Source organism: Cedecea neteri (assembly GCF_000757825.1).
GTDB classification, from domain to species: domain Bacteria; phylum Pseudomonadota; class Gammaproteobacteria; order Enterobacterales; family Enterobacteriaceae; genus Cedecea; species Cedecea selenatireducens.
The window spans coordinates 4,287,384-4,301,179 of record NZ_CP009451.1 but is presented as its reverse complement, the minus strand read 5'-3'; the positions used below and the strand labels follow the sequence as shown (position 1 = coordinate 4,301,179).

Here is a 13,796-nt window from a genome sequence, read left to right as displayed (position 1 = left end):
CGCTCTCTTTCGCTGCTCCCGGCAGCTCAACCCCGCCTGAGTTGGGTCATCACCGGGGGCGATGAGAGCCGGGAACAAGGTCGTAGCTGTGGAACTTGCAGCGACTTTTATGTTCAGCGTGGCTATAAGCTTGAACCGAGGCTCGGTTCCGGCTTAAATCGCCTCCGTTTTCTCTCCGACTGACCAGGGTCCGGGCGTCGGGAACGGCCGGAGGCTGAGAGCGTCGGGAACGCATCTCAGCCGACCCAGGACTGGGAGATAAAACGGAGGTCTGCCGCTTCAGCGGTCGATTTATTTCGCCGGGAGTCCGGGGTCTCGGGGGAATGACGGTGATTCTCCCGAGACGTTCACCGGTTCGGGGGTGACATGTGAAGCAGGACTGGAGGTGAACGGAACTTTAGCCGATCCTTCATGGAGCATATTTATAGCTAAGAGACGGCGCAGGCAAGAAGAATACCGGGATGATGGCAATCACCCAACCGCAAAAAACTCCTATAAAAAAGTCCACCAATAGGGGCAGCCCATATCGGAGGACTTTTTTAGATTACGCGATAATTTACGCGATGGTCACTTTCTCATTCAGGTAAACATCCTGCACCGCGTTAATCAGCTTCACGCCGTCAACCATCGATTTCTTGAACGCCTTACGCCCCAGAATCAGCCCCATGCCGCCCGCACGTTTGTTAATAACCGCCGTACGCACCGCATCCGCCAGGTCGTTTTCACCGCCTGCAGCACCGCCGGAGTTGATAAGGCCCGCGCGACCCATATAGCAGTTGGCCAGCTGGTAGCGCACCAGGTCGATGGGGTTATCGGTGGTCAGCTTGCTGTAAACTTTTTCATCGGTATAGCCAAAGTTCACCGCTTTATAGCCGCCGTTATTCTCCGCCATTTTCTGCTTCACGATATCGGCTCCGATAGTCGCCGCAAGGTGGTTCGCCTGGCCGGTTAAGTCAGCGCTGACGTGGTAATCCACCCCGTCCTTTTTGAAGGCAGAGTTACGCAGATAGGCCCAAAGCACGGTCACCAGACCGAGTTCGTGCGCACGCTCGAAGGCGGCGGAGATCTCTTCAATCTGACGGCGGGATTCAGGTGAGCCAAAATAAATGGTCGCGCCAACCGCCACAGCACCCATATTGAAGGCCTGCTCAACGCTGGCATACAGCGTCTGGTCGTAGGTGGTCGGGTAGCTCAGCGTTTCGTTGTGGTTCAGCTTCACCAGGAACGGAATGCGGTGGGCATAGCGGCGTGAAACCGAAGCCAGTACGCCATAGGTGGAGGCCACGCAGTTACAGCCCGCCTCGATGGCCAGCTCAACGATATTTTTGGGATCGAAGTACAGCGGATTCGTGGCAAACGACGCGCCCGCCGAGTGCTCAACGCCCTGATCCACGGGAAGAATAGAGAGGTAACCGGTACCGGCCAGACGCCCGGTATTGTAAAGCGTCTGCATGTTTCGCAGCACCGCAGGCGGGCGGTTATTGTCGACCATTACCCTGTCAACGTAGTCCGAGCCGGGCAGATAAAGCTGATCTGCCGGAATAGTCATACAACGATGCTGTAACAAGCCGTCGGCATCTTTGCCAAGCAACTGCGCAATATCAGTCATAATACGCTCCCGTAAGGGCAGCGAGCACCCTGCCCGCTGCGCATGAATAATCCTGTTCTGCCGGGTCAAAAAACCGGGCAGCACTAAGCCTGGTACCCAAGGCGCGGATTCGCCAGTTCAGGCGCACTTTTGCACCCTTTCCATGAGTAAAGCCAGGTGGCCACCCCGGCTATTTTTGCAAGGGCGATCATAGAATCGACTCAAAGGTATTTAAAAGGTATTATTCATTGGTATGGTTAAGGCACACCCTACACCTGTCATGAAGGTCCTGAGCATGAAACGTACAACGATTAGCCTTTCGTTCATGATGTTTATCGAATGGTTTATCTGGGGCGCCTGGTTTGTGCCCCTGTGGCTGTTCCTCAACAAAAGTGGTTTTACCGCCGGTGAAATCGGCTGGTCCTACGCCTGCACCGCCATCGCTGCTATTTTGTCGCCTATCCTGGTTGGCTCGCTGACCGACCGCTTCTTTGCCGCCCAGAAAGTGCTGGCGCTGCTGATGTTCGTCGGCGCCGGGCTGATGTATCTGGCCGCGCAGCAAACGGAGTTTGTCTACTTCTTCCCGTTGCTGCTGGCCTACTCGCTGACCTATATGCCGACCATTGCGCTCACCAACAGCATCGCGTTTTCCAACGTTGACGACGTGGAACGTGACTTCCCGCGTATTCGCGTGATGGGCACCATCGGCTGGATTGCCTCAGGGATCGTGTGCGGTTTCCTGCCACAGATGATGGGCTTCAGCGATATTTCTCCGACCAACGTGCCGCTGTTGATTACCGCTATCAGCTCGGTTGTTTTAGGCGTGTTCGCCTTCTTCTTGCCAGATACGCCGCCAAAAAGTACCGGTAAATTAAGCCTGAAGGTGATGCTGGGCCTCGACGCGCTGGTGCTGCTCAAAGACAAAAATTTCCTGGTCTTCTTCTTCTGTTCGTTCCTGTTTGCTATGCCGCTGGCGTTTTACTACATCTTTGCCAACGGCTACCTGACCGAAGTCGGCATGCACAACGCCACCGGCTGGATGACCCTCGGCCAGTTCTCCGAAATCTTCTTTATGCTGGCGCTGCCGTTCTTCACCAAGCGTTTTGGTATTAAAAAGGTCTTACTGCTTGGTCTGGTCACGGCGGCCATTCGCTACGGCTTCTTTGTTTACGGCGACGCGTCACACCTGTTCACCTACGGCCTGCTGTTCCTCGGCATCCTGCTGCACGGCGTGAGCTACGACTTCTACTACGTCACCGCCTACATTTACGTAGACAAGAAATCACCGGTGTATATGCGTACCGCGGCGCAGGGGCTGATCACCCTTTGCTGCCAGGGCTTCGGTAGTCTGCTGGGCTACAGCCTCGGCGGCAAAATGATGGAAAAAATGTTTGCTTACTCCTCGCCGGTGAACGGCCAGACCTTTAACTGGACGGGGATGTGGGGCTTTGGCGCAATAATGATTGCCGTTATCGCCGTGCTGTTCATGGTCTTCTTCCGCGAGTCGGACAAAGAGATTGCTACCATCGCCGTTGCCGGGGATGAATCTGAAAAAGTATTGAAGGAAGCGTAAAAATGGAAAATCGTATTCTGGGAGCCTTTTACGGCCAGATGTTAGGTGATGCAATGGGCATGCCGTCCGAACTTTGGCCGCGCTCACGCGTGAAGGCGCACTTCGGCTGGATAGACCGGTTCCTGCCGGGCCCGGCAGAAAATAACGCCGCCTGTTACTTTGCCCGCGCTAAGTTTACCGATGATACCTCGATGGCGCTGGCGCTGGCGGATGCCATCATCGAGCACCACGGTGCGATAAACCCGGACGCCATTGGCCGCCATATTCTGGCCTGGGCCGAAGGGTTCGATGCGTTTAACAAAAACGTGCTCGGCCCGACGTCGAAAATAGCCCTGAATGCGATTAAACAAGGCACGCCGGTGAGCGAGCTGGAAAACAATGGCGTCACCAACGGCGCGGCAATGCGTGCCTCCCCGCTGGGCTGTATGTTGCCTACGGCCAATCTCGATCAGTTTGTGGCCGAAGTGGCGCTGGCCTCAAGCCCAACGCACAAGTCGGACTTAGCCATCGCCGGTGCGGTGGTGATTTCCTGGGCAATTTCCCGCGCGATTGACGGCGCAAGCTGGCAGACAATTTGCGATGAACTGCCTTCCGTTGCCCGCCACGCGCAGGAAAAAAAGATAACCACCTTCAGCGCTTCCCTCGCTGCACGCCTGGAGCTTGCGCTGGGCGTAGCCCGGAAAGCACGCGGTACCGAATCCGCCATGGAGGAGATTTACCAGCTGGTCGGCACCGGCACCAGCACCGTTGAGTCCGTACCGGCCGCCATCGCGATGGTCGAACTGGCGAAAACTGACCCTAACCGCTGCGCGATCCTGTGCGCAAACCTCGGGGGAGATACCGACACCATTGGCGCAATGGCAACCGCCATCTGCGGCGCCCTTAACGGCGTGGAAAGCATCGACCCGGCGTTAAAGCAGGAGCTGGATGAAGAGAACCAGCTCGACTTCACGCGCTACAGCCGAATCTTTATGGCTTACCGCCAGCAAAGAGAGGCCAGTCATGAAGCCAAATGAGCTGCTAAGCAAGCTGCCCCGGCTTAACGCTCAGCGCCCGGTTTGCGTGCTCGGTTCGGCGGTGATTGACGTCATCGCCGACGCTTACGCCCTGCCGTGGCGGGGCTGTGATATTGAGCTGCATCAGCAGGGGGTGAACATCGGCGGCTGCGCGCTGAACATCGCCATTACGCTGTCGCGCCTGGGCATAGCCTCGCAGAACGCGCTGCCGATTGGCCAGGGTACCTGGGCCGATATTATTCGCAACAGCCTCGAAAAACAGCAAATCCGCAGCGAAATTCATACCGATGCGGGAGATAACGGCTGGTGCCTGGCGCTGGTTGAGCCCGACGGAGAACGTACCTTTATGTCTTTTCGCGGCGTGGAGCATCAGTGGAATCAGGCCTGGCTTGATGCTCTGGTTATCTCGCCCGGCACGCTGCTGTCGCTTTCCGGCTACCAGCTCGCCGGGCCGGGCGCTGAGCTGCTCGTCCGCTGGCTGGAATCACTTCGCGACATCACGCCGTTTATCGACTTTGGCCCGCGCATTGCCGATATTGCCCAGCCGCTGCTGGCGAGGATCATGGCCTGCAGGCCGATTGTTTCGCTGAATCGCCAGGAAGCCACCATCGTTGCGGAGTGGCTTGACGTTGATCCTGACAATATCGAAGCTATCTGCCACGCCTGGCTGGCCCGCTACGCCAGTCCGCTGATCGTTCGGTTAGATAAAGAAGGCGCCTGGTTCGCCGACGGCAAACAAATGGGCATCGCCGCACCGTTCCCGACCACCGTCGTCGATACCATCGGTGCGGGCGACAGCCACGCGGGCGGCACGCTGGCAGGCCTGGCGGCAGGCTGGAGTCTGGAAGAAGCGGTTAGCCTGGGTAATGCGGTTGCCAGCTATGTGGTTGGCCATCGCGGAGGCGACTGCGCGCCTGAACTCGAGCAGCTCGAACAGTCCCTACTCCTCGCAGACGAAAACGTATAAATCGCTGCGGCAGTGGCTGATGCTGTACTCAATGGGCCGGTTTTGCGGATCGAACGCCACCTGTTTGATGACCAAAACCGGCACCGGCGTTTCCAGCTTGATATGCGTCTGGAATTCGCTGTCCGGCATTCTGGCGCTGACCCTGCTGCGCGTGCGCTGCGGAATAATATTCTGGCTGCGGAAGTAGTCGTACAGCGAGACGCCAATCTCATCCGGATCGGCAATTAAGCCTGCCGGCACGTAAGACTCCTCGATAGACACCGCATCTTCGTCCACATAGCGAATACGCTTGAGTAAAAAGACTTCGCTTTCCGCCGGGATCGCCAGCTGCTCCGCAACGTCCGCCGGGCATTTCACCACCCGCTTGTTAACCCACAGCGTGTCCGGCTTTTTGCCCCGCAGCACCACCTGCTGCGAAAACCCTCGGGCCTCTTTCAGCGAATACTCAAGCGTCGCATTAATTTGCGTGCCATAGCCGCGCGAACGCGTCACCACGCCCTCATCTTCCAGCGCCTGCATCGCCTTGCGCACCGTAATCCGTGAAACCCCGGTAAGCTGGCTGAGGTCGCGCTCGCCCGGCAGGATATTGCCCTGGGGCAGTTGCCCAGAGCGCACGGCGTTTTTCACCGTTTCGACAAATTTAAGGTACAGAGGGACGTTATCCGGGGCGGCAAAGCGCTGTTTTAGCTGTTCAACTAACTGGTGATGGGCCTGTTCCATGGTGCGCAATTGTCCGGCAAGGAAGATGAAGCCAGTATAGTACCATTGGTATTATGCTGGCTAAAAACTTCTCGCTTAACCGACAGTTACCACCATTCGTGGAAATGATGCACCGGGCCAATGCCGTGCCCGACTTCGAGAGAATCGGCCTGCGCCAGCGCTTTGGACAGCCAGACTTTTGCAGCGGCTACGGTTTGCGCCCAGTCGTCATGACGAGGGCGCAGCGCAGCCAGCGCGGCAGATAAAGTGCAGCCGGTGCCGTGGGTGTTTTTCGTCTGTACACGAGGCGCGGTAAAACGCTGCACATCATGGCGGGTAAACAGCCAGTCCGGGCTTTCTTCATCGTCCAGGTGCCCGCCCTTCATCAACACCGCTTCGCAGCCCATCGCCAGCAGGGCTTCACCCTGTTCGCGCATCTCTTTTTCGCTGCGCGCATGAGGCGCATCCAGCAGCGTTGCGGCCTCCGGGAGATTAGGCGTAATCAGCGCAACGTGCGGTAACAGCCTGCGGCGTAAGCTTTCTATCGCAGATGGGGCCAGCAGCGGATCACCGCTTTTCGCCAGCATCACCGTGTCCAGCACTACGTTCGGTGCCTTGTAAAACGCCAGGCGCTCTGCGACGGCCTCAACGATATCGGCCTCTGCCAGCATGCCGATTTTTGTGGTGTCTATACGCACATCGCTGAGTACCGAATCGAGCTGCGCCGCCACAAACTCAGGCTCGATGCGATAAACGGACTGCACGCCACGGGTGTTTTGCGCCACCAGCGCGGTGATCACGCTCGTGCCGTAGGCGCCGAGCGCGGAGAAGGTTTTCAGATCGGCCTGGATCCCCGCGCCGCCGCTTGGATCGGTTCCGGCGATGGTCAGAGCATTGATTCGCTTCATGCCAGGACCTCCGCGTTCAGATGATAAAGCGCGTCGAGGAAAGCGGGCGTAAAGCTTCCCGGCCCGCGGCTGGCAGCGATGGCCTGCTCACCGGCCAGCGACATAAAACGGCAGGCGCTGGCAACGTTGTCCAGCCTGTCGCCCGGTAAAGCACAACAAGCAGCAACCACGGCGGAAAGCGCGCAACCGGTGCCGACTACGCGCGTCATAAGCTCTCCGCCGCCGTTAACGGCAAGCGTTCTCTCTCCGTCTGTGACGTAATCAATTTCGCCGGTCACGGCAATCACCGCCCCGGTTTCCCGCGCCAGCTTTTGCGCTGCCGGGATAGCAGAAAGCGCATCGTCGGTGCTGTCCACGCCGCGCCCTCCGGCCTGCTCCCCCGCTAACGCCAGGATTTCAGAGGCGTTGCCACGAATAGCCGCTGGTTTCAGTTGAATTATCTCGCGGGCAAAGCGTGTACGGAAAGCCAGACCTCCGACAGCGACCGGGTCGAGCGCCCATGGCGTTCCGGCATTATTGGCGGCATGAATGGCAGCCAGCATTGCAGCTGCACGCTCTGAAGTCAGCGTGCCGATGTTGATCAGCAGCGCGCTCGCCAGCCCGCTGAACTGCGCCGCTTCTTCGGCCTCAATCACCATGGCCGGGGCAGCGCCCAGCGCCAGCAGCACGTTGGCGGTAAAGGTTTGCACCACGTCATTGGTCATGCAGTGAATCAGCGGAGAATGCTGACGGAGTTGGTGTAAAACAGAGGCGGCAGTCGCGCCGGGTAGCAGGTCAGGTTGCATCAAGGTAAGGCTCCTGTCCGGCGTGAAAGAAGGGATACCGGACAGGCATCTGACTTCCCTACGCTGGCATTATCCAGATCAGGTGGTACGGGTATTTCTCAGCCTTCACAAGGAAGGGCACCCCGAGTCATTTAAATCAATGTGTTGTGATTAACTCTACAGGTTAACCACGCTAAGAATGATGCCAGCCCCCCTTGTTTTAAACAAGCCCAGAACTTGTTCAGGGGCAACATTTACTTCGCTAAAACCGCTGCTAAGCTCTATTTCAGCGCCTTTGCAAAGGTGCGTTTATGGCAGTCTGGGCCTTTCGCCCGGCAGGGATGTTCAAAATCATAGTGGTTAGATAAAACAATATGAAATATATCATTTTGCTCATCATTATTATTTCAGTGGCCTATGTGCATTATCGCGGCCGGGTTCGCTTTCGCTTCTGGCGGCAGCTGTCGGACCACTCTACGTTTACCGCCCCGCTCAACGGCTTTATGTACCTCTTTTCCCGAGTACCGAATACGCCTTACTTAACGCCGGAAACGTTTCCCGAACTCGTCACTTTACGTGATAACTGGGAGGTTATTCGCGAAGAAGGTATTCACCTGCAAAAGCTGGAGCAGATAAAAGCCGCCGACAAATTTAACGATGCCGGCTTTAACTCCTTCTTTAAAACCGGCTGGAAACGCTTTTACCTGAAGTGGTATGAAAACGCCCACCCGTCGGCCAGCCTGCTGTGCCCAAAAACTACCGAACTGCTGCATGCGATTCCGTCCATCAAGGCCGCGATGTTCGCCACCCTGCCCGACGGCAGCCGCCTGCCGCGTCACCGCGACCCGTACGCCGGTTCGCTGCGTTTCCACCTGGGGCTGGCAACCCCCAATGACGATCGCTGCTTTATTGAAGTGGACGGCAAGCGTTATAGCTGGCGAGATGGCGAAGGCGTGCTGTTTGACGAGACCTATATTCACTACGCGGAAAATACCAGCGGTGAGAATCGCCTGATCCTGTTTTGCGATGTGGAAAGACCGATGCGTTACCGCTGGGCCCAGGCGGTCAATCACTGGCTGGGACGCAATTTGATGAGCGCCGCGTCGGCGCCTAACGATGAAAATGACCGCATCGGCGGCATTAACCGCGCGTTCCGTTACATCTATCAGATTCGTATCGTCGGCAAGAAGCTCAAAAGCTGGAATAAGACGGTGTACTACATCGTTAAATGGCTGCTGTTTGGCGGGATTGCGGTGCTTATCTGGCGGGCGTTTTAATCAAAGCGTAAGGCCCCTTAATGGACTGACCCCATAAAGTTGGACAGTTCATGTTAAGCGGCTATCGGGGTCTGGGTTCGGTATTCTACCGGACTCAGGCCTTTTAATTTCAGACTGATCCGCTCGTTGTTATAGTAATGGATATAGTCCTCTATCGCCTTCCTCAGTTCATTCAGATCGCTGAACCTGTTCAGGTAAAAACACTCCGATTTCAGTGTGCCGAAGAAGTTCTCCATCACCGCATTATCCAGACAGTTTCCTTTGCGCGACATACTTTGTGTCATGCCCTGTGCCTTTAACCTTGCCTGATATCCTGCCATTCGATATTGCCAGCCCTGATCCGTGTGCAGCAAGGGGCTATCTTCCGGGCTGAGCTTCAGGAACGCATCGCGCAGCATGCTATTAACCATCTCCATCACCGGCCTTTCCGACAGGCTGTAGGAGATAATCTCCCGGTTAAACAGATCGAGAACCGGCGACAGATACAGCTTTTTACCCTGTACTGAGAACTCGGTGACATCCGTGACCCATTTTTCGTTGGCTTTCGATGCCCCGAAGTTCCGGCCCAGGATATTGGGTGCAGCCTTGCCCACTTCCCCTTTCCAGGCACGATATTTCTTCACCCTTATCAGAGAGCGGAGCGACAGTTCTGCCATCAGCCGCTGTACAGTTTTATGGTTCACCAGCAGACCCTGCCTTCTCAGCGAGAGCGTGATCCTGCGGTAGCCATAACGCCCTTTGTGATAGTGATAAATCTCTCTGATTTTGGCTTTCAGCCCGGCATGCCTGTCTGCTCGCTTCAGCGCATTGATATTGTGATACCACGTACTGCGGGACATGCCCGCTGCACGAAGAAGATCACTGAGCGCATACTCCAGCCTTAGTTCGTTGATTATTGCGGCTTTCCGCCGTTTTTCTCGCTTTGAACTAAGGCCTTCAGCTTTTTTAGATAGGCATTCTCTGCTCGCAGGTAACGAAGTTCAGCCCGCAACTCTTCGGGAGATAACTTATCCAGCGCAGCATCGGTAAGTGGAGGTGTTTTTTTGGGTTTTGTCATGTCCTTGCTCCGGCCAGGTTTTATGCTCAGAAGTCCTTTTTCACCTGCGTCTTTGTAGACATTCACCCAGTGCCGGACAACGGTTTCAGTGGAGATATTAAACCGTGCGGCAGCTTCGCGCATCGAAAGTTCTTCAGCGAGAACCGTGCGTACGACAGCAATCCGGAACGCCGGAGAATGGCGGTCATTTTTCCAGGTAATACCATCAATACCGTGGAGTTGCCAGGCTCTTACCCAGCGTCGCACTGATGTTCTTTCAACACCAAAACGTTCAGCGGTACGATGTGTTCCATCTTTTCCGGCAAGGTAGTGTTTGACTACAGCTAATCTGGTTTCGAGGGAATATTTTGGCTTTGCCATAAAAAACTGCACCTTACTCAGTTGGGTGTCCAACTTTTGGGGTGCAGTCCATAATTGAGGCCTTACGTTAAACGAGTTACCGCAACTGACGCTGCAGGCGGCGCGTATCAAAGCTCAGAGAGGTCGCTCCCAGCGCTGAGATTTGCAGCAGGCCCGAAGCAATCATCAGGTTCTTCAGGAAGTGCAGCAGGGTGTTCTGGTCGGCAAAGTTGTGGTGGAAAAACACCGCTGTTGCTACGGTGAACACCGCTAGCAAGGCCGCAATCAACCGCGTACGGTAACCCACCAGCAGCAGAACGCCGCCTCCCACCTCAGCCGCCAGGGCAATAAGATACCCGAGTAACGGGAACGGCAGCCCTACCGAGGCAATATAGCCCTGCGTCGCCTCAGGCGTAGCAATTTTCCCCAATCCGCTGACGATAAAAATCGCAGCAATCACGATGCGACCCAAGGTCGCGAAGTTAGTAGCGTATCTGTCCATCCGGATTTCCCGTTAAGTTGATTGATGCGCGTTGTCGCTATCAGGACAGCGCGGCAATCTGGCCTTTGGCATCGGCGAGCGCGGCATTTTTCGCGTCATCGCCACGGCTTAAGTTTTCAGCACGGATAATCGTCACGTCGGTCAGGCCTATGAAGCCCAGAACCGCTTTCAGATAAGACTCCTGATGCTCCAGGAAGGCCGCCGGGCTGTCGCCGGTGTACTGACCACCGCGTGAAGAGGCGATGAACACTTTTTTGCCTTTTGGCAGCAGGCCTTCCGGGCCGTTGGCGCCGTACTGGAAGGTACGCCCGGCCACGCAAACGCGGTCAATCCACGCCTTGAGCTGGGAAGGAATGGAGAAGTTGTACATCGGCACGCCAATAACAATCACGTCGGCAGCGAACAGATCGTCGATGAACGCCCCCCCGGCGGCCAGGTCTTCGCCCAGCGCCGCGTCGGTCACTTCAGCCCCCTGGAAAGCGGCAATGTGTTTATCCGACAGGTGCTGAGCCGGGGCCTGAACCAGGTCCCGGTAAATCACGGTCGCGCCGGGGTGCAGCGTTTTCTGGCGGGCAACAATCTCCGCCGACAGCTGGCGGCTGACGGAATAACCTCCCAGAACACTGGTATCAATATGCAGAATAGTCGACATGGTTTTGGCCTCAGAAATAGAGCTTTGTTTAGGGGATAAGCGCGTAAAAAGTTTTTTAAAAGCCGTTAACATAGCGGAGCTCAATCTTCAGGATTCGCTGAACATGGCAGTCACTATGCCACCGCCTTATCCACCCGAATAGCCGTTATATTTCGATGTAATCCATCGACCCAGCCGATACATCATCGCCGATGACAAAGCCAGCGCGAGGCGCTATATTGCGCTTCACCCCTTCACAGTCAGGCAGGAATCACAATGCTGGACGGTATTTCGCTGGACCAACTTCGCACGTTTATTGCCGCCGTCGACGAAGGCAGCTTTTCCGCGGCCGCCCGCAAAATGTATCGGGCCCAGTCGGTGATAAGCGATTTGATCAGGGGGCTGGAGGCGCAAATTGGCGTGCAGCTGTTCGACCGTTCTGGCCGGTATCCGAAGCTCACGCCCGAGGGTGAAGTACTGCTGGCCGATGCCCGTGGCATTGTCTCTCGCGTTGATTTTATGAAGGCCCGCGCACGGGGCATGTCGTCAGGGCTGGAATCGGAACTCTCGGTGGTGGTGGACGTTTTCTTCCCGCTGGAGGCAATGACTTCGGCGGCAAAAGCCTTCCGCGAACAGTTTCCCGGCACGCCGCTGCGCCTGTTTGTTGAGGCGCTTGGCGGCGGCTATAAGCCCGTGCTTAACGGCAGCGCGGGCATTGGCATTCTCGGTTCACTGCCGGATATGCCCGCATCGTTAACCGGAGAGCGCCTGACCGGGGTCTCGCTGGTGATGGTCGCCGCTCCCGACCATCCGCTGGCACAGTTCGAAGGCATCGTGCCAAAGTCAGAACTGACCAAACACGTACAGCTGGTGCTGACCGACCGCTCCGAACTTTCCAAAGGCAAAGAGTTTGGCGTGATGTCCCCTTCCACCTGGCGACTGGGCGATCTGCTGGCCAAACACGCCTTTTTGCTCGACGGCCTGGGCTGGGGCAGCATGCCGTCACACGTTGTGGAGCGGGATATCAGCGAAGGACGGCTGGTGCGGTTGAACATTGAGGACGTACCGCCCGGCGGCCTCGCGCTGCCGATGTTTGGCGTCTACCCCATTGCCTCTCCGCCAGGCCCGGCCGGACGCTGGCTGATAGAGCGGCTTAAAAACCTCTGCCCGGCTAAGCTGGCCGCCAGCCGGCTTAAAGACTAGCGGCGAACGATCGGCCGGTGGGCCCCCTTTGGTAACCAGAAAAATTCCTGCCGCCCCGTTCCAAACATCATGAGATCGATTATCATTCCCTTCCTAAATTTTCCCGTTCTGAAGGTCATCCATGTTCACAGTGTTTACCGCCAAAGCTCGCTGGCTGCTCGCTGCCGTTGCGTTGCTGAGCTGTGCTGCCCAGGCCGCACCGATTGTTGTTACCGACGTAGCGGGTCGGGAAGTTACGCTGCCGCATCCGGCCAAACGCGTGATGCTGGCGGATGCACGAGCCCTGCTGGCGCTCAACATTATTCATCCGAAGGATCCGCTGGAAAATATTATTGCCTGGGATAACTCGCTGAAAACCAAAGCGCCTGACCTGGCGGATGCCTACGCGAGAAAATTCCCGCAGGTGAGTAAAATCACGATGTTTGAAAATCCGTACTACACGGATTTCAGCGTCGAAAAAGCGGTTACCTTACAGCCTGATCTGATCATTTTTGACATCGGCGTGCTGGCTAAGCTGAAGAACAGCGGCGTGCTGAGCCAGCTGGAAAAAGTCGACATTCCGGTACTGATTATCGACTTCCGCCAGCAGCCGCTGACCAATACCCTGCCGAGCATCGAGCTGCTGGGCAAAGTGTTTGATGAGCAGAAAAACGCGGACGCCTTTATTCAGCACTACCAGCAGCGGATGAACCTGGTGCGCGAGCGCGTGGCCACGCTGAAACCAGAGCAGCGTCCGAGCGTGTTTATTGAGCGTGCGGCAGGTATTCGCGGCGATGAATGCTGCCAGACCTTCGGTAAAGGCAGTTACGGCCAGTTTATTGATACCGCCGGCGGCAACAACGTGGGCAGCAAACTGTTCCCGGAAATGAGCGGCCAGGTAAATACCGAGCAGGTTATCACCAGCAACCCGGACTTCTACCTGATGACCGGTGCCGACTGGAACCGTGGCAACCGCGCGCCTAAAGCGGTACCGCTGGGTTATATGGCCGACAAAGCCGTGGCCGAGCAAAAGCTTAAAGGGCTAATGAACCGCACCGGGATTAACGTGCTGACGGCAGTCAAAGAGAAACGCGTCATGGCGATTTACCACCAGTTCTATGACTCCCCGCTGAACTATATTGCGGTAGAAACTATCGCTAAGTTCCTGCACCCGGACCTGTTCAAGGACATCGATCCACAGGCCGACATCGAGCAGGTTCACAAGCAGTTTACCGCCCTGGACTACAGCGGCGTCTTCTGGGTTACCCCATAAATCAAAAACATGCCGGGCTG

The 13,796-nt window shown here is 56.5% G+C and carries 13 protein-coding genes and 1 riboswitch; of the genes, 6 read left to right on the top strand and 7 right to left on the bottom strand.

Features of this window, described 5'->3' with window-relative positions:
- Positions 1 to 556: 556 nt before the first annotated feature.
- A complete protein-coding gene (gene fbaB, locus JT31_RS19885; RefSeq protein WP_038481182.1) occupies positions 557 to 1,609 on the bottom strand; it encodes a class I fructose-bisphosphate aldolase in 1,053 nt (350 codons plus the stop codon).
- A 274-nt stretch (positions 1,610 to 1,883) separates the two neighbouring features.
- Between fbaB and JT31_RS19880 the strand changes: the two genes are divergently transcribed.
- From JT31_RS19880 to JT31_RS19870, 3 genes are read left to right on the top strand one after another with little or no spacing between them, the layout of a single operon-like run.
- Positions 1,884 to 3,161: a nucleoside permease gene (locus JT31_RS19880; RefSeq protein ID WP_200882447.1), complete on the top strand. Its 1,278-nt coding sequence runs from the start codon at positions 1,884 to 1,886 to the stop codon at positions 3,159 to 3,161.
- Between the two features lie 2 nt (positions 3,162 to 3,163).
- On the top strand, positions 3,164 to 4,177 hold the full coding sequence (locus JT31_RS19875) for an ADP-ribosylglycohydrolase family protein (protein ID WP_038481180.1): 1,014 nt from the start codon (positions 3,164 to 3,166) through the stop codon (positions 4,175 to 4,177).
- Positions 4,164 to 5,144 carry a PfkB family carbohydrate kinase gene (locus JT31_RS19870; RefSeq protein WP_038481179.1) on the top strand — a complete coding sequence of 327 codons (981 nt, stop codon included), beginning with the start codon at positions 4,164 to 4,166 and terminating at the stop codon, positions 5,142 to 5,144. The genes JT31_RS19875 and JT31_RS19870 overlap by 14 nt, the downstream gene beginning before the upstream one ends.
- Here JT31_RS19870 and JT31_RS19865 read toward each other — a convergent pair.
- The 3 genes from JT31_RS19865 to thiM form a co-directional block, all read right to left on the bottom strand.
- Positions 5,118 to 5,864: a GntR family transcriptional regulator gene (locus JT31_RS19865; protein ID WP_038481178.1), complete on the bottom strand. Its 747-nt coding sequence runs from the start codon at positions 5,862 to 5,864 to the stop codon at positions 5,118 to 5,120. The two genes, JT31_RS19870 and JT31_RS19865, sit on opposite strands and share 27 nt — an antisense overlap.
- 86 nt (positions 5,865 to 5,950) lie before the next feature.
- Positions 5,951 to 6,751 carry a bifunctional hydroxymethylpyrimidine kinase/phosphomethylpyrimidine kinase gene (thiD, locus tag JT31_RS19860; RefSeq protein ID WP_038481177.1) on the bottom strand — a complete coding sequence of 267 codons (801 nt, stop codon included), beginning with the start codon at positions 6,749 to 6,751 and terminating at the stop codon, positions 5,951 to 5,953.
- Positions 6,748 to 7,536, bottom strand: coding sequence for a hydroxyethylthiazole kinase (gene thiM / locus JT31_RS19855; RefSeq protein WP_038481176.1), 789 nt, complete (start codon positions 7,534 to 7,536; stop codon positions 6,748 to 6,750). Before thiM ends, thiD begins: the two co-directional genes overlap by 4 nt.
- 38 nt (positions 7,537 to 7,574) lie before the next feature.
- Positions 7,575 to 7,671: riboswitch (TPP riboswitch) on the bottom strand.
- Between the two features lie 218 nt (positions 7,672 to 7,889).
- On the opposite strand from thiM, the gene lpxO reads away from it, so the two are divergent.
- Positions 7,890 to 8,792 carry a lipid A hydroxylase LpxO gene (gene lpxO, locus JT31_RS19850; protein ID WP_038481175.1) on the top strand — a complete coding sequence of 301 codons (903 nt, stop codon included), beginning with the start codon at positions 7,890 to 7,892 and terminating at the stop codon, positions 8,790 to 8,792.
- Between the two features lie 53 nt (positions 8,793 to 8,845).
- On the opposite strand, the gene JT31_RS23785 is transcribed toward lpxO, so the two are convergent.
- From JT31_RS23785 to JT31_RS19830, 3 genes are all read right to left on the bottom strand, one after another.
- A protein-coding gene (locus JT31_RS23785; RefSeq protein WP_144244011.1) for an IS3 family transposase occupies positions 8,846 to 10,209 on the bottom strand; the annotation gives its coding sequence in 2 pieces (ribosomal slippage) (positions 8,846 to 9,732 and positions 9,732 to 10,209; 1,365 coding nt in all).
- A gap of 76 nt (positions 10,210 to 10,285) precedes the next feature.
- Positions 10,286 to 10,690, bottom strand: a complete 405-nt coding sequence (locus JT31_RS19835; protein WP_038481174.1) for a DoxX family protein — start codon at positions 10,688 to 10,690, stop codon at positions 10,286 to 10,288.
- Between the two features lie 40 nt (positions 10,691 to 10,730).
- On the bottom strand, positions 10,731 to 11,342 hold the full coding sequence (locus JT31_RS19830; protein ID WP_326979621.1) for an FMN-dependent NADH-azoreductase: 612 nt from the start codon (positions 11,340 to 11,342) through the stop codon (positions 10,731 to 10,733).
- A 255-nt stretch (positions 11,343 to 11,597) separates the two neighbouring features.
- Between JT31_RS19830 and JT31_RS19825 the strand changes: the two genes are divergently transcribed.
- Together JT31_RS19825 and JT31_RS19820 are read left to right on the top strand one after the other, a co-directional pair.
- On the top strand, positions 11,598 to 12,524 hold the full coding sequence (locus tag JT31_RS19825) for a LysR family transcriptional regulator (RefSeq protein WP_038481170.1): 927 nt from the start codon (positions 11,598 to 11,600) through the stop codon (positions 12,522 to 12,524).
- A 121-nt stretch (positions 12,525 to 12,645) separates the two neighbouring features.
- Entirely contained in the window at positions 12,646 to 13,776 is a 1,131-nt protein-coding gene (locus JT31_RS19820) for an ABC transporter substrate-binding protein (RefSeq protein WP_038481169.1), read from the top strand.
- Positions 13,777 to 13,796 lie beyond the last annotated feature (20 nt).

Excerpts from the sequence above, each read along its gene's own strand:
- fbaB (WP_038481182.1), bottom strand. The coding sequence starts at position 1,609 with ATGACTGATATTGCGCAGTTGCTTGGCAAAGATGCCGACGGCTTGTTA.
- JT31_RS19835 (WP_038481174.1), bottom strand. The coding sequence starts at position 10,690 with ATGGACAGATACGCTACTAACTTCGCGACCTTGGGTCGCATCGTGATT.
- JT31_RS19875 (WP_038481180.1), top strand. The coding sequence starts at position 3,164 with ATGGAAAATCGTATTCTGGGAGCCTTTTACGGCCAGATGTTAGGTGAT.
- thiM (WP_038481176.1), bottom strand. The coding sequence starts at position 7,536 with ATGCAACCTGACCTGCTACCCGGCGCGACTGCCGCCTCTGTTTTACAC.
- JT31_RS19865 (WP_038481178.1), bottom strand. The coding sequence starts at position 5,864 with ATGGAACAGGCCCATCACCAGTTAGTTGAACAGCTAAAACAGCGCTTT.
- JT31_RS19830 (WP_326979621.1), bottom strand. The coding sequence starts at position 11,342 with ATGTCGACTATTCTGCATATTGATACCAGTGTTCTGGGAGGTTATTCC.
- JT31_RS19880 (WP_200882447.1), top strand. The coding sequence starts at position 1,884 with ATGAAACGTACAACGATTAGCCTTTCGTTCATGATGTTTATCGAATGG.
- JT31_RS19870 (WP_038481179.1), top strand. The coding sequence starts at position 4,164 with ATGAAGCCAAATGAGCTGCTAAGCAAGCTGCCCCGGCTTAACGCTCAG.
- JT31_RS19820 (WP_038481169.1), top strand. The coding sequence starts at position 12,646 with ATGTTCACAGTGTTTACCGCCAAAGCTCGCTGGCTGCTCGCTGCCGTT.
- JT31_RS19825 (WP_038481170.1), top strand. The coding sequence starts at position 11,598 with ATGCTGGACGGTATTTCGCTGGACCAACTTCGCACGTTTATTGCCGCC.
- lpxO (WP_038481175.1), top strand. The coding sequence starts at position 7,890 with ATGAAATATATCATTTTGCTCATCATTATTATTTCAGTGGCCTATGTG.
- thiD (WP_038481177.1), bottom strand. The coding sequence starts at position 6,751 with ATGAAGCGAATCAATGCTCTGACCATCGCCGGAACCGATCCAAGCGGC.